The sequence below is a fragment of the Streptomyces sp. NPDC002138 genome (assembly GCF_040296485.1).
Classification (GTDB): Bacteria; Actinomycetota; Actinomycetes; order Streptomycetales; family Streptomycetaceae; genus Streptomyces.
The window spans coordinates 1-17,309 of record NZ_JBEOXE010000025.1; the positions used below are offsets into that span (position 1 = coordinate 1).

Sequence of the window (17,309 nt, forward strand, 5' to 3'; positions counted from 1 at the left end):
AAGTACGTCCAGTACGAGCGCTTCCGGCCGGCACGCCGAGAGCACGCACCGGACGCCGCTCCTTGACGGGCAAACGTTGCCTGACGCGGCACTAGAGGGACGCGCCGGGGCAGCGGTACAGGGCGCCGCGGGCCCCGGCGAGGCCTTCGAGGGCGAACGCGACTGCCCTGGGGCCGCCCGCCCCAGGACAGCGTCAAGGCTCTCCGTGGGGACCTCACACCAAGGTTCAGCCTCCGCTGTCCGGGGCGGGCGACCGGTGAGTACGGCGGAAGGCGGCTCGGTAGGCACTCGGCGGTCGGCCCGTGTGCCGGGTGAAGAGGGCGGCGAAGGTTCCGGGGTCGCGATAGCCGACGGCCGTGGCGACGGCGGCGACGGTACGGTCGGTGCTCTCCAGGAGATGGCGGGCGCGGCGGACCCGAGAGGTCTGCAGATGGGCCAGGGGGCTCTGTCCGGTCTCTTCGGCGAAACGGCGCAACAGCGTGCGGGCGCTGACGCGGAACGTCTCCGAGAGGGCGGTGAGGTCGTATCGCTCGGCGAGGTTCTGGTCGAGATGCCGCATCACCCGCTGGGAGAACTCCCGGCCGGGCCGGGGGAGAAGGCCCGGGTCGACGTACGGAGTCTGGGAGGTGCGGGCGTCGTCCACGAGCGCCACCCGGGCCACGGCGCGGGCCACCCGGGGCCCGTCGTGCCGGCGGATCAGGTCCAGCGCGAAGTCGTACATGGCGCTGAAGGCGGCGGTGGTCGTCACCCCGGCGTCGGTGACGACCAGGTGCTCGGGCCGTACGTCGCCGTCCGGGCAACGCCGCGCCAATTCGTCGGCGTGCAGCCAGGAAGTGGTCGATCTGCGCCCGGCGAGCAGACCCGCCTCGGCGAGCAGGAACGCGCCGACGCAGAGGGAGACGAGGGCGGTGCCGGCGGTGGCGGCCGTGCGGATCGCCGCGATCTCGGGGGAGAGCAGGGAGAGCCGGGCGTCGAGGTCGGTGTCCGGGCCCAGTTCGAAGCCGGGGACCACCAGGACGTCCACCTCCCGCAAGGGGCACACGTCCAGGTTCACCCCGCCGGACGCCGTCACCCGGCGGCGGGGAGAGACGATCGAGACCCGGTACCCGGGTGCTCCCGGTCCGGCGACATGCCCGGCCATCGTCAACAGGTCGGGAACGCCGAACACTTCGGACGCGAAGCAGCCCGGGTACGCCAGGATCCCGATCCGCAGCTCGCCCTGCCCGGCGCCCGTACCCGTACTCGTACCCGTGCCCGTGCCCGTGCCCGTGCCCGTACTCGTACTCGTACTCGTACTCGTACTCGTACTCGTGACGCCCTGCGCTCGCGGCGCGGGCCTCGTGCCCGTCACCCGACTTGTGCCCGCCACCGGGCGTCCCCGGTCCCCGGTCGTAGACGCCATGCCGATCGCCCCCTTCGTGAGTGGCGAGATTACCCCTGATCCTGGCGATCCCGCCCCTCGCCGGACCCTCGGTCCCGGGCCCAGGCTGGCCCCCATGAGCGACGACGATCCGATCACCGACTTCACCCGCCGCAACGTGACCGTGGAGGGAGTGGAGAAGACCGTGTACGTGGCCGGGGCCGGCCCCGCGGTCGTGGTACTGCCCGAGATGCCGGGCATCAGCCCCGATGTCCTGCGGCTCGCGCGCTGGGTGCGCGAGGCGGGTTTCACCGTTCACGTGCCCTCGCTGTTCGGGACGGACGGCGCCTTCCCCACCGTCGAGGGCGGCCGGGAGGTCGTCCGCCGCGCCTGTGTGAGCGCGGAGTTCCGCGCCTTCGCCGGGGGCGGCACCAGCCCCGTGACGCACTGGCTGCGCGGCTTGGCACGCCAGGCCCACGCCGCGTGCGGCGGGCCGGGGGTGGGCGCGATCGGACTGTGCTTCACCGGTAACTTCGCCCTCACCATGGCCTTGGAGCCCGCGGTGATCGCCCCGGTGGTCAACCACCCGTCGCTGCCGCTCGACGACCCCGGCGGGCTAGAACTCGACGCGGTGGACGCGCACGCCGTACGCGACCGGCTCCACCGTGACGGACTCACCGTCCTCGCCTACCGCTTCGAGGGCGACCGCTGGTGCACGGGGCAGCGCTTCGCCGCGTACCGCGCGCTGCTGGGTGATGCCTTCGACGGGCGTGTCCTGCCGGACACTGCCGCCAACCCGGCCCCGCCGCCCTTCTTCGCCGACGTGGTCGCCACCCCGCACAGCGTCGTCACCGCTCATCTGGTGGACGAGAGCGGTCACCCCACGACGCGGGCCCGCGACGAGATCCTCGCATTCCTCACCGGCCGCCTCTCCCCAATGAGCGAAGGGCGAAGGACTCTCACTCAGGGCTCGTCGTTGTAGGCGATCACGGCATCGTCCAGGGGGCGGATGTCGGGCTGGGCCGCGGTACGCCCCGCGTGGTCCGCGGGGCCGGGGTGGCCGTGGGGGGAGGGCCGGCGGCCGTTCCCGTCGTCGATGGTGAACAGGTGCCGGGTCTGGGTGAGGTCGAGGAGCCGGCTGAGCTGGGAGCTGGTCTTGAGGACGAGCGTTTTCCCGGATCGGCGGGCGCGGTGGTGGAGATCGAGCAGGACCTGCAGGCCGGCGCTGTCACAGAAGATCAGCGCGGAGAGGTCGACGTCGAGGCCGGTGACGCTGGCTTCGAGCGCTGCGATGAGCTCCGCGCGCACCCCGGGAGCCTCGTCCATGTCGATTTCTCCGTGGATGCGGGCCGTCATGCGCTGGGGGCCGGGTTCGATGTCCACGGTGACGGTCGGGTGGCTGACCTCGTGTGCGCCGGCGTTTTCCGGGCCTGTGCATGTCATGGCCTGTCTCCTTTCGGCACCGACTCGTGCGGAGCGGACTTCATCGGGTCCTGCTGCTCGGTGGGCCCGGCGGGGGCGCTGCCAGCGGGCTGGCGGGGCCGCCGGGGGGATGGCCGGCGCCGGTGGTCGGGCTGGCGCCGGTGGTCGGGCTGGTGGGCGCGATGGGGGGCGAATCGAGACTGACGAGGACGTCGAGCAGCCGGGTGATCTCGCCCGCCCCCTCCGCGGGGTGGCGGAAGTGGGTGCCGTCGGTGACCTGGTAGTGGTTCCGCCGACCGTGGCGGACGCGGGTGAGGTAGCCGGCCGTCTCGAGGTCCGCCACGACGGCGCGTACGGCGCGTTCGGTGATCTGGCAGGTCTCGGCCATGTCCCGCATCCGCAGCTCCGGATCGCGCAGCAGCATCGCGAGGATCCGGGCGTGGTGGGTGACGAACGTCCAGCTGGTTCGGGGCTCTGCCGGTTCCATACCCGGGATTATAGGATCCCTGATTCCGGTTTGACCAGACCGGAAACCAGGTTCCGCCGACGGACTGGTAGGAAACGCCGCCGAGTCCCCCGCTGCCCCGCGCGCCCGAGGCGTGCAGCCGCGTCCATCTCCTGACGGGACTGTTGACCGTCACGGGGTTCCTGTCGGCGTTCGCCCTGGCCCATCTGTGAGAGGCCTCCACCTCCGAGCCGACCACGACCGGCTCGTCCTCGTCCTCGTCCTCTTCCTCGTCGCCGAGCCGGACGCGGTAGACGCTGAGGCCGGGCCGCCTGGGCCGCCCGGGCCGCCTGGGCAGCCTGGGCCGCCGTCACCCGTGGAGGTTCCGCGGAGTCCCCACCGCGCGCTGCGCGTTTCCGTATACCGTCTTGATCGTTGACCGGGCATGTCTCGTACGAAGAACCTCGCCGCGCTGCTCGCGGCCTGCGCCCTCCCCTTGCTCGCCGCCACACCGGCCAACGCCGGAGTCAACTCACACTGCGGCAAGTACCTCTGCGTCATGACCGCGCACCACAACCGGTTCGTCCAGGACATCACCGTAAAGACCCGGGACGGCCTCCCCGGCACGCTGCGCTCCTACTGGGGCAACTTCCACTCCCGCAAGGTCCACGCCGCCAGCCACCGGTGGGAGGTGGGCTACGAGCAGGCGCACGCCAAACTCGTATGCGGCGGCCTGGAGCGAGACGGCCGGCAGATCGAGGACATCTGCGTCAAGATCTGATCCAGTACGGCCGAGGTCCGCTCCCCGCATCCTGTCACTGCAGTCGAGGCGCTCTCCAGGGGGCCCGGGAGTCGGGGGGCGGCTGCCCGGGCCCCTCGTCGCGGGGACCGCGGGGGAGCGGTGTGCATGCCGTCGCGACACATGGAGGAACGATTCGCCAGCCAGAGGGTTACGGGCTGCTCCAGGCCGGTGAGTGTTGTGGGGCGCCGACAGCGCCCGGGAAAGGATCGCGGGACCGAGGTCCGCCAGTCGGGCCGCGGGCCAGGCAAAGCCGACCGGCGGGCCGCGCCTTCCCGCCGCCTCTGGGCTGCAGGGCTGTGGTCAGCGAGTATGGGCGCATGCTGCTGCCCCACACCCGTGCAAAGACCGAACTGATCGAGGTCGTCCGCATCACCGACCCCGTCAGGCACCTCACTTCGAAGGATCTCTCCGGTGACACCGTCGAGATCTGGGCAGGCCGCCAGGCCCAGCAGGCTTAGGGGCTGATCGCCGATCTCCCTACGGGCGAGCGGCAGCGATGCTTCCTCCCGGGCTGGGGAGTCAGAGCACACAGCTCCACTGATCAACTCTTCGAGATCGCCTTCTGTTTCCGCTGTCAGGGTGCGCGCGCCTGGGGGCCGAGCCTCTCTCGTGACCAGCAGGGACAGGCCTTCGATGCCGAGAGCCCAGCCGGTCGTGAACTCCTCCGTCGTTTCCGGGGATGCCTACCGCACTGACCGATGATCTCCGGGCGCGGACCGTGCAGTATCCGCCTCCGTATCCGTGGCGGCTGCTGGCCCGGTCGACACGATGCGGCGCAGCAGGCTGCTGCGCGCAAGGTAGAGGAAGTCCGCACTCTGTGTACAGGGCAGGGGTGTTGTGGGACCTAGCCTTTGATGTGTGAGCGTCGGCCGTGGCCGGTGGTCGCTGGCAAATGTCGCCGGTCACAGAACTTGCGCAGCCGGAGCCGAGCAGGGCCAGGGACACCGCAGCACCGCAGCGGGGCGGGCACAAGGGTCGGGCGCCATGCGCTCCGAGCAGTCGGTCATCCGACCATGTTGGCCGGACCGGACGGCCGTGCGGAAGAGGGGCGGGTCCGTGGTCGATTTCCAGGCGGAAGGGTTGACCCGCACGGCGCACGCCGCCCGGTCCGCAGAGCGCGACGCCGTCCCATGGGTTGACGAGGTGGGGCAGGTTGTCCCGTGTCCGAAAGTGTATGACGCACGTCGTTTCAGACACTCGTGGGCGGTGCTGTTTGTCGTCAGGATGTCCATAACAGGCCGCAGCGGATCAGCTGCGGATCACTCAGATGTAAGGAACAACTCATGGGATCGGGCCAGCAGGTGGCGGTGTTCGGTGCGTACGGGCACACCGGACGGTTCGTCGTAGCGGAGCTCCTCGAGCGCGGGTACGTCCCCGTGCTCTCCGGCCGTGACGCCGACAAGCTGAAGGCGCTCGCGCACGAGGCCGGCCTGGACGCCCGAGTCGCCTCGGCCGACGACCCCGCCTCACTCGACCACGCCCTGGCCGGTACGTCTGCCGTGATCAACTGCGCCGGGCCGTTCGCCGCCACCACGGCCCCCGTGATCGAAGCCGCCCTGCGCACGCGGATCCCGTATCTCGACGTCGCAGCCGAGATCGAGGCCAACCTCGACACCTTCGCGGACTTCGCCGACCGGGCACGCGAAGCGGGAGCGCTCATCGTCCCGGCGATGGCCTTCTTCGGCGGTCTGGGCGACCTGCTGGCCACCGCGGCGATGGGCGACTGGACCGAGGCCGATTCGGCACACATCGCCTACGGACTGAGCCACTGGCACCCCACCGCGGGCACCCGCCTGTCCGGCGCGGTCTCCCGCGAGCGACGCGGCGACTATCGCCTCCGCTACACCGGGGGCCAGTGGGAGCGCCGCACCGATGCCGCGCCCGCCCTGGAATGGTCCTTCCCCGAGCCGATGGGACCGCGTCAGGTGATCGGGGAGTTCACCATGGCCGATGTGGTGACCGTACCCAGCCACCTGTCCATCCCGGAGGTCACCACGTACATGACGGCCGAGGCGGCTCGTGACGTCGTCTCGCCCGACACGCCCGCGTCGGCCGCGGCCGACGAGAGCGGCCGGTCCGATCAGACCTTCCTCATCGACGCCGTCGTGCGATCGGGCGACGCCCAACGACGCGCCGTCGCACGCGGGCAGGACATCTACGCCGTCACCGCGCCCCTCGTCGTGGAAGCCCTCGACCGCGTCCTCGACGGCCGCACCCATGCCGTCGGTGTCGCCTCCGCGGGCGCCATGTTCGACGCCCCCGACTTCCTGCACGCACTGTCCCCGCACATCACCCTGGAACTGCATCCGTAAGGACCGCCGTACCGCCGTACCGCCGTACCGGACAGCCCGTGACAGCCACCCGCTGAAGGGGACCCCCGCCATGCCGTACTTCGAGTCCGCCACCGACCGCACCCGCCTCCACTTCGTCGACTACGGCCCCGCCGACGGACCCGTGATCGTCTTCGTCAACAGCGCGTACTTCGGCACCGAGATGTGGGAGTACCAGATGCTGCCGCTGGCGGCCGAGGGCTTCCGCTGCGTGGGCTTCGACCGCAGGGGACACGGCAGGTCCGAGGACGTCTGGGGCGGCTTCGACCTCGACACCCTCGCCGGGGACCTGGGCTCGCTGCTCGATCACCTGGACCTGCGCGACACCACCTTGGCCGGGCATTCGATGGGCACGGTCGAGGTGGTCCGGTACCTGACGCTGCGCGGTACCGGCCGGGTGGCGCGCGTCGCCCTCATCGGCGGCATGGCCCCGGGGCCGGCCCGCTCCGCGGACCACCCGCAGGGACTGGACCCGGACCTGATCCGCGGATTCAACGACACCTTCCGCCAGGACCGGGCCAAGTTCTTCGCCGATGGCGCCGACGCGTTCTTCGCCCGACACCTGCCCGGCCCGCAGGTGTCCGACGCGTACGTTGCGCGCATGGTGGACCGCTGCCACGGGGCAACGGCGCACGCCGCCAACGCCCTTGGCGACCTCCTCCCCACCCTGAACCTCGCCCCTGAGCTGGCGAAGATCGACTGCCCGGTCCTCGTCATCCACGGATCGGACGACGCATCCGCCCCCCTGGCCCTCACCGGCCGCCGCGCGGCCGACCTGATCCCGGGGGCGCGGCTGCACGTGTACGAGCACGCGGGCCACGGACTGTTCGCGACCCACGCGGACCGCCTCAACGACGACCTGCGCACCTTCTCCCTCACCCGCGCCTGACGGTGAAGCCCACGCCCGCCGGTAGGTGTGGGGCATCCGCCCCACCTGGCCACCGAGGCGCTCACCCGAGCGGTCTTTGCAGAAGCCCCGCCCCCAGACACCCCGAACCGAGGGAGTTCCACCACCATGACCGTCCAGCCCACCCGTGCCGCCCTGACGGTCGACGGCCGCACCCTGTCCTACCTCGACCACGGCGGAACCGGCCGCCCCCTGATAGCGCTGCACGGCCACCTCTCCGAGGGGGCATCCTTCACCGCCCTCGCTGCCGCCCTCGGACCCGAGTGGCGGGTGATCGCCCCCGACCAGCGCGGCCACGGCGACTCAGACCGCGCCCCCGAATACACCCGCGCCGGCTACGTCGCCGACCTCCTCGCCCTCCTCGACCACCTCGGCATCGACCGCGCGGTCGTCCTGGGCCACTCCCTCGGCGCGTTCAACGCCGTCCACCTGGTCGCCGAACACCCCGAACGGGTCGAGGCCCTGATCAGCGTCGACACCCCCGTAGACCTCCCCGACCACGGCACCAGCCCCCTCGCCTTCGTCCTCGACTTCCCTTACACCGCAGCTACCCGCGAGGAACTGGCCGCCGCCTGCGGACCCCTGGCCGCGGCCCTCGGCCCCCTGCTGCGCCCAGTACCCGGCGGCTCAGGCTGGCGGTTGCCCTTCCACCCGCAGGACACCGTCGACTCCGAGAACCTCGTCCACGGCGACCACTGGAAGCAGTGGCTCACCACCGACTGCCCGGCACTGCTGATCCACGGGCGGCGCAGCCAGGTCCTGCCCGCCGAGCAGGCCCGGGCCATGTGCTCCAGACGGCCCGGCACGACGTACCGCTCCCTGGACACCGACCACTTCGTCCAGCAGGGCGACCCCGAGGGCTTCGCCACCGCGGTCCGGGAGTTCCTCGCGCGTATCTGAACCACCCTCGTCACCGCCGGGCCCGAGCCGGCAGCGGTACCCCGGCTCGGGCCACGCCACGACCTGCTACACCCCTGCCGCCGCCCTGGTGCGGCAGTTGGTCCAAGGCATGGACGCCGTCCGGGCGGGTTGCTCGGTTCCAGAAGCTGTAGTCCACCATGGCGAAGCGCCCGGCACACATCAACTCCGCCAGCTCCTCACGCTGTTCGCGGCAGGCCTTCCTGTCGCGCCGGTCGCAGTCGTCCATCTCCATCTCCATCTCCATCTCCAGCACCAAGTCGCCGTCCTGCCGCCCGATCCGCTGCCGGACCACCTCGTCGCTGGAGAGTCGAACGCAGCCGCCGCCCACAGCTCCATCGCGCACGTGGTCTCGCCCACCCCCGGACGCCCGCACATCAGCCCATCACGCTCGCTCGCTCCGTCATGAGTTCGGGTCAGTCCTCCGCGCATACGTGTTGACACCCCGGTCCAGGCGCTCCAGACTCCTGGATGGGAGCGCTCCCACGGCACAACTGGCCTATCTGGGAAGGGAGTTGAGTGCCGTGCGCTCCCACAGCGCGGTCGTTTCCATCCCCCACCAAGGTCGCGGCGCTGTTGGCGGTACGTGTCGATCGCACCCTTCGGGCGTTGCGGGCCGTACCGCCCGTGCTGTCGGCCGCTGAGAAGGAGACCATGCGTACGACACACAAGGCGGCCGCGTTGGCGGCGGTCGCGGTACTGCTGGCCGGTACCGGAGCGGCGCAGGCCGTCGGCACCGCGCCCGGTCGAGCGGTGCCGGCGGCCGCTGCCACCGCGGGACCGGCGATCACCGTGGACGCCACCAGCGGGCGCCACGCCATCGACCCCCACATCTACGGCATGAACTTCCCCGACGAGGCACTGGCCAAGGAACTGCGTCTGCCGATGGGCCGCTGGGGCGGCAACGCCACCAGCCGTTACAACTACAAGCTCGACGCCTACAACGCCGGGTCGGACTGGTACTTCGAGGACCTGCACTACAACAACGACACCGCGGCACTGCCCGCCGGATCGCAGGCGGACAAGTTCGTCGAGCAGAACCGCAGGACCGGCACCGACACGCTGATGACCGTGCCGATGATCGGCTGGACGGCGGCCGGCCGCGACAGCGGCTGCGGGTTCAGCGTCGCCAAGTACGGTTCCCAGCAGGACACCGACGCGCAGTGGCGGCCGGACTGCGGCAACGGCATGAAGCCCGACGGGACCCTGATCACGGGCAACGCTCCGGCCGAGACCAGCACGCCCGCGGGGCCGGACTTCGTCAAGGGCTGGGTGCGGTACCTCGACAGCACCTACGGCACCGCGAACAGCGGCGGGGTGCGCTTCTACAACCTGGACAACGAACCGGACCTGTGGTTCGGCACGCACCGCGATGTCCACCCGGCCGGGCCGGGCTACGACGAACTGCGCGACAGCACCTACGCCATCGCCGCAGCCGTCAAGGACGCCGACCCGGCCGCGCAGACCCTCGGTCCGGTCGGATGGGGCTTCAACTCGCTGATCTACTCCGGCCAGGATCAGCAGGTGTGCGGTCGGCAGGGGGGCAGTTGCTGGTCGAACCCGCCGGACGCCGCCGCGCACGGCGGCGTCCAGTTCGCCCCGTGGTACCTGCAGAAGATGAAGGAGTACGAGCGGGCGCACGGGCGTCGGATCCTGGACTACTTCGACGAGCACATCTACCCGCAGCAGTCCGGTGTGTCCGGCAGCGCGGACGATGCGGCGACGCAGGCCCTGCGACTGCGTTCCACCCGGCAGCTGTGGGATCCCTCGTACGTCGACGAGAGCTGGATCAACCAGCCGATCCAGTTCGTCCCCCGCATGCGCTCGCTCGTCGACCAGAACTACCCGGGTACGAAGCTGGCCATCTCGGAGTACAACTGGGGCGCGCTGGACCACATCGACGGCGGCCTGGCCCAGGCCGACGTGCTCGGGATCTTCGGACGTCAGGGGCTGGACCTGGCCACCCTGTGGTCACCGCCCAAAGCGAGCGACCCCGGAGCGTACGCCTTCCGCATGTTCCTCAACTACGACGGTCAGGGCGGCACCTTCGGCGACACCTCCGTCAAGGCCGCGAGCGCCGACCAGGACAAGCTGTCCGTGTACGCGGCCGAGCGCAGCGGCGATCACGCCACCACGGTCATGGTGATCAACAAGAGCACGGGCGACCTGACCGCGCCCGTCTCCGTGACCGGTGGCACCGCGCTCCCGGCAGCGGCGCAGGTCTACCGCTACGGCCAGGGCGACCCCACCACGATCCAGCACCCGGCCGGTCAACCGCTGAACGGAGGCTCCTTCACCGCGACCTTCCCGGCGTACTCCATCACCGAGTACGTCATTCCCGCCGACTCGGCTCAGGCCACCCCGCCCTCCGCACCCGGCACTCCCACGGCCTCCGTGACCGGCCCCGACCGCGTGACGCTGACCTGGCCGGCCGCCACACCCGGTACCTCGCCCCTGGCTGACTACCGCGTATACGCCGGCGACCCGGCCACCGCGGCGCCGCTGGCCACCGTCCCCGCGTCGGCCACCACCGCCACCGTCACCGGTCTGACCCCGGGCACCGCCTACACGTTCCGCGTGGTGGCCATCGACACCGCGGGCCGCAGCTCACCTCCGTCGGCTCCGCTGCACGTCACCACCGGCCCGGCCACGACGAGCAGCTGCACCGTCGCCTACCAGATCGGCAACGACTGGGGTTCCGGCTTCACGGCGAGCGTGAAGATCACCAACCTGGCGGCGCCGGTCACCGGCTGGAACCTCGGATTCACCTTCGCCGACAACCAGACGGTCACCCAGGGCTGGAACGGCACCTGGACGCAGACCGGCGCCGCGGTCATCGTCAAGGACGCCGGCTGGAACGCGTCCCTGTCCACCGGAGGTTTCACCACGATCGGCTTCAACGGCGCCTACTCGGGCACCAACCCCACACCGGGCGGCTTCACCCTCAACGGCACCACCTGCACCACTACCGGCACCCCCCTTCACTGACCCGCCCCGCCCCGCCCACGCATGCCCGACCCCGCACCACTAGGGGTCGGCCATGCGCGCTCGCACCACTGGCACGCGGTCGAGTGCGGCATCAACCGCCTCAGGAGACACCGAGCCGTGGCCACCAGGTACTGCACACTCGCGGTCCGCTACGAGGCTGCCGTCCTCATTGCCGCCGTCAACGAGTGGTGGCGACGTGCTGGTCCGACGACAACTCGTACACCCGGACCCGCCGCCCGCCGGTGGGATTGACGGTCTCACGGACCGGATGCATCCCCAATTTGGTCATGATCCGTTCGGAGGCGTCGTTGCCCACCTGAGTGATGCTGACGATCCGCTCCAGCCCTCGCTCTTCGAACCCGAACCGGACGGCGGCCGCGGCGGCCTCGGTTGCCAAGCCCTGCCCCCAGTGGGAACGACCCAGCCGCCAGCCGACCTCAACAGCCGGCAGTACCTCCGGCAAGAAATGGGGCACCGAAAGGCCGGTGAACCCGGCCAGCTCACCAGTGGACCGGATCTCCACGGCGAACAAGCCGAAGCCCTGTGACTCCCACTCGCTCTCCCACCCCTGGACCCGACCGCGAGTCTGCTGTTCGTCAAGGACGCTGCCATCACGGATCCACTGCATGACCTCGGGGTCGGCATTGACGGCAGCCATGGGCGCAACGTCTTCCTCGCGCCAGCGACGCAGGATCAAACGGGGAGTCTCAAGCGTGACCATCCAATCATTCTGGATCAGAAAATAGGCTCTCCACCATGGGCATTCCTCTACGGCTGACCACGGCCCCGGCTCGGCCATCAGGCCAGGGCCGGGCCAGGCCGGGTGGGCCGCTTCCCAGGCCCGCCGGTCAGGAGGTCCGGCGCGCATCGGGGGACGGTGCTTTCCCGCTCAGGACCGAGGCGAGGAACGCGGTGAGGGCGCCGTCGTACCTGAACCAGCAGGGCCCGCGCGCCTCGTGGACGGCGATACACCAGCGGTCGGGCGCCGACTCCGGCTCGCTGATCCAGAACAGGTACTCGCCGTTGTCGGTGCCCCCGACGGCGAACAGGAACCGCGGGTCGTAGGGCACAGGGTAGGTGTCGCCGTCGTCGTCCTGCTGCAGCTGTCCGCGGATCGTGTCGGGCATGGGCCCGGTGAGGCGGACCCATTCGGTGACCCCGTACGGGTGGTAGACGCTCAGGTAGTCGGCATATCTGCCCGGCCCGTAGACCGCAGCGAGCTCCTTGCAGTCCGGGGGAGCGCCAACCCAAGTTTGATGTCAGCTCGCGGTCGCGGGAAACAGGCGCTCGACGGCCGCGACGATGGCGGCCCGGCGTGCCGCCAGGAACGGGGCGCGGTCCTCCCCGTGCTCGGGCAGCAGGTCAGGCTGTGTGGCCCAGGCCGTGGCGATCTGGTGGACGAAGACCAGGATGTCGACCGGGTCCCAGTCGGCGTCCAGCTGCCCGGCTTCCTGCGCGTCGCGTACCTGTCCCACCTTGCGGGCCACCGACTCGCGGAAGCTGTCCTGGGGCAGGCAGCCGCCGGCTTCCAGCTCGAGTTGCCCCCAGCTCATGAGCCGGAAGCGGTCGGGGTGCTCGGTGAAGTGATCGTGGAGCCGGCCGGCGTAACCGGCCAGGTCGGTGGGGTCCATGCGGGTCGCTTCGCCCACGGCCGCCAGCTCCTGCGCGGAGACGAACCGGTAGAGGGCCACCTTGCTGGAGAAGTAGGCGTAGACGCGTTCCTTGCTGGTCTTGGCGGCCTTGGCGATGCGGTCGATCCGCGCCCCGGCGATCCCGTGCTGGGAGAACTCGGCCTTGGCGGCACTCACGATGCGGTCGCGGACCGAGTCTGCGGGGGTTGAGGCGCTCATGCTTCCACGCTACCCGACCAAACCGTTTGGTTTGCCGTGGGGGGATGGTCGGCGTATGGTCGGCACAGAATCAAAACCGAACTGTTTGGTTCGGTGTGAGAATGAGGAGATCCGCATGCAGCACAGGACACTCGGCACCCAGGGCCTGGCCGTCTCGGCGATCGGCTACGGCGCGATGGGCGTGACCATGGCCTACGGTCCCGGTGACGAGGAGGCGGGTATCGCCGCCATCCGCCGCGCCCACGACCTGGGCGTCACCTTCTTCGACACCGCCGAGCTCTACGGCTGGGGCACCGGCTCCAACGAGATCCTGGTCGGCAAGGCGGTCAAGGACTTCCGTGACGAGGTGGTCCTGGCCACCAAGTTCGGCTTCGACCTGTCCGACCTGTCCAACCTCTCCAAAGGGTTTGGCCTCAACAGCCGCCCGGACAACATCCGCAAAGTCGCCGACAACAGCCTGCGTTACCTGGGCGTCGACCAGATCGACGTCTTCTATCAGCACCGCGTCGACCCCGACGTGCCGATCGAGGACGTCGCGGGGACGGTGAAGGAGCTGATCGACGCGGGCAAGGTGAAGTACTTCGGCCTGAGCGAGGCGGGTCCGGAGACGATCCGCAAGGCGCATGCCGTCCAGCCGGTCTCGGTCCTGCAGACGGAGTACTCGCTGTTCGAGCGCGACGTCGAGCGGCTCTTCCCGCTCCTTCAGGAGCTCGGCATCGGCTTCGTCCCCTATTCGCCCCTCGGCCGCGGCTTCATCACCGGTACCGCGAAGCCCGCGGGACAGTACGACGCCACGGACCTGCGCAACAACGACCCGCGCTGGCAGCCTGGCAACTTCGAGAAGAACGTCGAAGCCGTGGACCGACTCGGCGTGCTGGCCTCCGCCAAGGGCATCACCGTCTCCCAGCTCGCCCTGGCCTGGCTGCTCGCCCAGGGGGACCAGATCGTCCCGATCCCCGGTACCCGCAGCGCCGCCCGCGTGGAGGAGAACGCCCGCGCCGCCGACGTCGCCCTCACCGAGGCCGATCTCGCCGCGATCCGCGAGATCCTCCCGACCGGCGGATTCGGCGCCCGCTACGCCGCAGAGCATGTCCCCGACTGGGTCTGACCCCGGGCACCTCCCAGCAGGCGCCAGGCTTCGAGCAGGCGCCGCTCGTCGATGAGCTCCCGTACTCCCTTGCGGGTGGTGTCCCGGGCAGCGCGGCTGAGGGTGCGGACCGAGCAGCCGAGCAGCTCGGCGTAATCCGCGGCCCGGTGCAGTGCGCGGAAGTGCAGCTCCAGGGTGTCCGCGAACCGTCCGTAGGTGTCCCCACGGCTCGTGCCGGCACTCGTGTGGGCACGCGTGTCGGCGGGGATGGCCCCGGGGGCGTTGGCGAGGCGCAGCAGTAGCGATTCGAGCAGGCTGCGCCGCAGGGCGTGGTGCACACCTAGGGGCCGGCGTCCGAGTGCGCGGTGTTCGTCCAGGAGCTGGAGCGCCGTCTGCCGGAGCCAGGCGGCGTCGTCGGGGTGCGGGCCCAGCACGGCAGGGGCCCCGTGCGCGGTGAGCGGGGCCGGCAGGCGGGCGATGTCGGGCCTGAGCACGTCCGGCTCGAACAGGATGAACGGGCCGCGGGCGGAGCCGGGCGGATGCCAGCACAGCGTGTGTCCGGGACGCACCCAGAGCCATTGGCCGGGGGCGACGGTCCAGGTGACGTGGTCGACGTCGTGCCGCAGCTCGCCCTCGGTGACGGCGATCAGGTAGTGGAAGGTGGCGCGGCCCGGCCGGGGCGGCTCCACGGCCCGTGTCCGCAGCCTACTGCCCTTTTTGTCGGCTTCGCGGGAAGGATGGGATGTGCCGCCGCGACCACCCCGTGAGGAAGGCACTCCCCATGATCGGGACGACCCTGCACAAGACCGCCGCCGACCGCGCCCAGGAGCTTCCCGGCGCCCGGCTGGAGCATCCCTTCGGCGACGACTGGGAGGTCTTCAAGGTGCGCGGCAAGGTGTTCATGCTGATGACCGAGGTTCCTGGGGGCCCCGTCGTGATCCTCAAGGCGGACCCCGGTGAGGCACATGCCCTGCGGGAGCAGTACAGCCACATCACCCCCGGCTACCACATGAACAAGAAGCACTGGATCACACTGGAGGGCGGCGACGGCGTCGGACCGGAAGGCGGCGTCGGACCAGAAGACGGCGTCGACACGGAAGACGGCGTCGACGAGGAACTCGTCGATGAGCTCGTCACCGACTCCTACCGACTCGTGGTCGCCCGCCTGCCCAGGGCCGAGCGGCCCGTCGACCCGCACACCTACGGCAGCCGCACGTGGGCGGCCCGGTGAGCGCGGCCGGCGACCGGCTCCAGGACACCGCCCGCCAGGCGGCCCTCGCGCTGCCCGGGACGGACCACGGTTACCCGTTCACCCAGCACCTGGACGTGTACAAGGTCGCGGGCAAGGTGTTCCTGATCGTCAGCGACGACCCGGACGAACAGATCATCACGGTCAAGTGCGAACCCGAACCCGAACGCGCCCGCGCGCACCTGCACCGCCACGCCTCGATCACACCGGGCCGCTACCTCGACAAACGGCACTGGATCTCGCTCGGACCGGGCCCCGGCATCACCAAGCGGCTGGTCACCGACGTGGTCGAGGATTCCTACGACCTGGCCGTCGAGCGGCTTCCGCGGCGCGACCGCCCCCGTACCCGATGAACACCGCACGCGCGCCCACGAGCCGCTGAGCCCACGCCTGTCAGCGCCCCGTGCAAGGCTCGCCACACCCGCCCGCACACCTCCCGCCCGTACACCTCCGGCCCGTACACCTTCCGCCCGCACCCCCCGCCCGTACACCTCCACCCGCGATCCGAGAGACCGATGGAACCGACCGAAGCGACCCTGCCGCTCTTCGACGAGGAGCCCGCCCGGCCACTCGCCGACCGCCTGCGCCCCACCCGGCTCGAAGACGTCGTCGGGCAGGACCACCTCCTGGCCCCGGACGCCCCGCTGGGCCGCATGGTCGCCCAGCAGCGCCTCGGCTCCGCCATCCTGTGGGGCCCGCCCGGCGTGGGAAAGACGACCATCGCCCGGCTCCTCGCGGACGGCAGCGACCTGGCCTTCGAACCGGTGTCGGCCACCTTCTCCGGCGTGGCCGACCTGCGCAAGGTCTTCACCGCCGCCCGCAGCCGGCGCACCATCGGCCAGGGCACCCTGCTGTTCGTCGACGAGATCCACCGCTTCAACCGCGCCCAGCAGGACAGCTTCCTGCCCTACGTCGAGGACGGCACGATCACCCTGATCGGCGCCACCACGGAGAACCCGAGCTTCGAGCTCAACGGCGCCCTCCTCTCCCGCACCCAGGTCCTCGTCCTCAAACGCCTCGATGAAGCCGCCCTGTCCACACTCCTCGACCGAGCCGAGGACCTCACCGGCCACCACCTGCCCCTGGACGTCGATGCCCGGCGCGCCCTGATCGCCATGGCCGACGGCGACGGCCGCTACCTCCTCAACATGGCCGAACAGCTCCAGGCCCTCCCGGACACCGGCACCCCCCTGGACACCGCCGCGCTCGCCCACCACATCCAGCAGCGCGCCCCGCTGTACGACAAGGCGCAGGAGGGCCACTACAACCTGATCTCCGCGCTCCACAAGTCGATGCGCGGCTCCGACCCGGACGCGGCCCTGTACTGGCTCGCCCGCATGATCGACGGCGGCGAGGACCCCCTGTTCGTGGCCCGCCGCCTGGTCCGCTTCGCGAGCGAGGACATCGGCATCGCCGACCCGCACGCCCTTCAGCAGACCCTCGCCGCCTGGGACGTGTACGAGCGACTCGGTTCCCCCGAGGGCGAGTTGGCGATCGCCCAGGCTGTCGTCTACCTCGCCACCGCCCCCAAGTCCATCGCCGTCTACCGCGGCTTCAACGCGGCCCACCGCGCCGCCCGCCGCACCGGTTCCCTCAAGCCGCCCGCCCACATCCTCAACGCCCCGACCCGCCTGATGAAGGACCTCGGCTACGGCAAGGACTACCAGTACGACCCCGACACCACCGACGGCTTCTCCGGCGCCGACTACTTCCCCGACGACATGGACCGCGAGACGTACTACCAGCCCACCGGCAACGGCTACGAAGCCCAGATCACCGAGCGCCTACGCCACTGGGCCGCCCTGCGCGAGCGCCCCCAACGCTGACCGGCCGTCGCCCGGACCCTCACTCGCCCCACTGCGGAGCGATGCCCTCGGGACCAGCGGGTGGCTTCACGTTCCGTGTTCGCAGAAGCATCACGTCGTGCGGGGCGCCGCCCCGAGCCCCGGCA

General features: G+C 70.7%; 18 protein-coding genes and 1 pseudogene. 11 read left to right on the forward strand and 8 right to left on the reverse strand.

The features are described 5' to 3' along the window. Positions 1 to 226: 226 nt before the first annotated feature. Positions 227 to 1,369, reverse strand: a complete 1,143-nt coding sequence (locus tag ABT084_RS18065; RefSeq protein WP_351044507.1) for a GlxA family transcriptional regulator — start codon at positions 1,367 to 1,369, stop codon at positions 227 to 229. A gap of 127 nt (positions 1,370 to 1,496) precedes the next feature. On the opposite strand from ABT084_RS18065, the gene ABT084_RS18070 reads away from it, so the two are divergent. Then, positions 1,497 to 2,342: a dienelactone hydrolase family protein gene (locus ABT084_RS18070; RefSeq protein WP_351044510.1), complete on the forward strand. Its 846-nt coding sequence runs from the start codon at positions 1,497 to 1,499 to the stop codon at positions 2,340 to 2,342. Here ABT084_RS18070 and ABT084_RS18075 read toward each other — a convergent pair. Together ABT084_RS18075 and ABT084_RS18080 are read right to left on the reverse strand one after the other, a co-directional pair. After that, positions 2,324 to 2,803, reverse strand: a complete 480-nt coding sequence (locus tag ABT084_RS18075; RefSeq protein WP_351044513.1) for an STAS domain-containing protein — start codon at positions 2,801 to 2,803, stop codon at positions 2,324 to 2,326. The two genes, ABT084_RS18070 and ABT084_RS18075, sit on opposite strands and share 19 nt — an antisense overlap. Positions 2,804 to 2,843: 40 nt before the next feature. Beyond that, positions 2,844 to 3,269, reverse strand: coding sequence for a helix-turn-helix domain-containing protein (locus ABT084_RS18080; protein WP_351044515.1), 426 nt, complete (start codon positions 3,267 to 3,269; stop codon positions 2,844 to 2,846). A gap of 403 nt (positions 3,270 to 3,672) precedes the next feature. Between ABT084_RS18080 and ABT084_RS18085 the strand changes: the two genes are divergently transcribed. The 5 genes from ABT084_RS18085 (at position 3,673) to ABT084_RS18105 (ending at position 8,166) form a co-directional block, all read left to right on the forward strand. Beyond that, on the forward strand, positions 3,673 to 4,008 hold the full coding sequence (locus ABT084_RS18085; RefSeq protein WP_351044516.1) for a hypothetical protein: 336 nt from the start codon (positions 3,673 to 3,675) through the stop codon (positions 4,006 to 4,008). Positions 4,009 to 4,346: 338 nt separating this feature from the next. Continuing rightward, the gene (locus ABT084_RS18090) at positions 4,347 to 4,487 is read left to right on the forward strand and encodes a hypothetical protein (protein ID WP_351044519.1); all 141 of its coding nucleotides are present in this window, start codon (positions 4,347 to 4,349) and stop codon (positions 4,485 to 4,487) included. An 825-nt stretch (positions 4,488 to 5,312) separates the two neighbouring features. Continuing rightward, positions 5,313 to 6,341 carry a saccharopine dehydrogenase family protein gene (locus tag ABT084_RS18095; RefSeq protein WP_351044522.1) on the forward strand — a complete coding sequence of 343 codons (1,029 nt, stop codon included), beginning with the start codon at positions 5,313 to 5,315 and terminating at the stop codon, positions 6,339 to 6,341. A 70-nt stretch (positions 6,342 to 6,411) separates the two neighbouring features. Continuing rightward, complete coding sequence (locus ABT084_RS18100; protein ID WP_351044525.1) at positions 6,412 to 7,248, forward strand: alpha/beta fold hydrolase; 837 nt, start codon at positions 6,412 to 6,414, stop codon at positions 7,246 to 7,248. A gap of 126 nt (positions 7,249 to 7,374) precedes the next feature. After that, on the forward strand, positions 7,375 to 8,166 hold the full coding sequence (locus ABT084_RS18105) for an alpha/beta fold hydrolase (RefSeq protein WP_351044528.1): 792 nt from the start codon (positions 7,375 to 7,377) through the stop codon (positions 8,164 to 8,166). A gap of 10 nt (positions 8,167 to 8,176) precedes the next feature. Here the strand turns inward: ABT084_RS18105 and ABT084_RS18110 are convergent, their stop codons facing one another. Then, entirely contained in the window at positions 8,177 to 8,530 is a 354-nt protein-coding gene (locus tag ABT084_RS18110; RefSeq protein WP_351044530.1) for a hypothetical protein, read from the reverse strand. Positions 8,531 to 8,838: 308 nt separating this feature from the next. Between ABT084_RS18110 and ABT084_RS18115 the strand changes: the two genes are divergently transcribed. Next, positions 8,839 to 11,172, forward strand: coding sequence for a glycoside hydrolase family 44 protein (locus tag ABT084_RS18115; protein ID WP_351044532.1), 2,334 nt, complete (start codon positions 8,839 to 8,841; stop codon positions 11,170 to 11,172). Positions 11,173 to 11,350: 178 nt separating this feature from the next. On the opposite strand, the gene ABT084_RS18120 is transcribed toward ABT084_RS18115, so the two are convergent. The 3 genes from ABT084_RS18120 to ABT084_RS18130 all read right to left on the reverse strand — a co-directional run bounded on the left by ABT084_RS18120 (position 11,351) and on the right by ABT084_RS18130 (position 13,022). Next, the gene (locus tag ABT084_RS18120; RefSeq protein ID WP_351044535.1) at positions 11,351 to 11,893 is read right to left on the reverse strand and encodes a GNAT family N-acetyltransferase; all 543 of its coding nucleotides are present in this window, start codon (positions 11,891 to 11,893) and stop codon (positions 11,351 to 11,353) included. Between the two features lie 127 nt (positions 11,894 to 12,020). Then, entirely contained in the window at positions 12,021 to 12,299 is a 279-nt protein-coding gene (locus tag ABT084_RS18125) for a hypothetical protein (RefSeq protein ID WP_351044537.1), read from the reverse strand. Positions 12,300 to 12,431: 132 nt separating this feature from the next. Continuing rightward, the gene (locus tag ABT084_RS18130) at positions 12,432 to 13,022 is read right to left on the reverse strand and encodes a TetR/AcrR family transcriptional regulator (protein ID WP_351044540.1); all 591 of its coding nucleotides are present in this window, start codon (positions 13,020 to 13,022) and stop codon (positions 12,432 to 12,434) included. 115 nt (positions 13,023 to 13,137) lie between these two features. Between ABT084_RS18130 and ABT084_RS18135 the strand changes: the two genes are divergently transcribed. Then, positions 13,138 to 14,130, forward strand: coding sequence for an aldo/keto reductase (locus ABT084_RS18135; protein WP_351044543.1), 993 nt, complete (start codon positions 13,138 to 13,140; stop codon positions 14,128 to 14,130). 2 nt (positions 14,131 to 14,132) lie between these two features. Here ABT084_RS18135 and ABT084_RS18140 read toward each other — a convergent pair. Continuing rightward, a pseudogene (locus ABT084_RS18140) lies at positions 14,133 to 14,813 on the reverse strand (helix-turn-helix domain-containing protein); the annotation flags it as partial. 77 nt (positions 14,814 to 14,890) lie between these two features. Here ABT084_RS18140 and ABT084_RS18145 point away from each other — a divergent pair. The 3 genes from ABT084_RS18145 to ABT084_RS18155 all read left to right on the forward strand — a co-directional run bounded on the left by ABT084_RS18145 (position 14,891) and on the right by ABT084_RS18155 (position 17,184). Continuing rightward, on the forward strand, positions 14,891 to 15,340 hold the full coding sequence (locus ABT084_RS18145; RefSeq protein ID WP_351044546.1) for an MmcQ/YjbR family DNA-binding protein: 450 nt from the start codon (positions 14,891 to 14,893) through the stop codon (positions 15,338 to 15,340). After that, positions 15,337 to 15,711 (forward strand): MmcQ/YjbR family DNA-binding protein, encoded by a 375-nt coding sequence (locus ABT084_RS18150; RefSeq protein WP_351044548.1) that lies wholly within the window; start codon positions 15,337 to 15,339, stop codon positions 15,709 to 15,711. Before ABT084_RS18145 ends, ABT084_RS18150 begins: the two co-directional genes overlap by 4 nt. A 162-nt stretch (positions 15,712 to 15,873) precedes the next feature. After that, positions 15,874 to 17,184, forward strand: coding sequence for a replication-associated recombination protein A (locus ABT084_RS18155; RefSeq protein WP_351044551.1), 1,311 nt, complete (start codon positions 15,874 to 15,876; stop codon positions 17,182 to 17,184). Positions 17,185 to 17,309 lie beyond the last annotated feature (125 nt).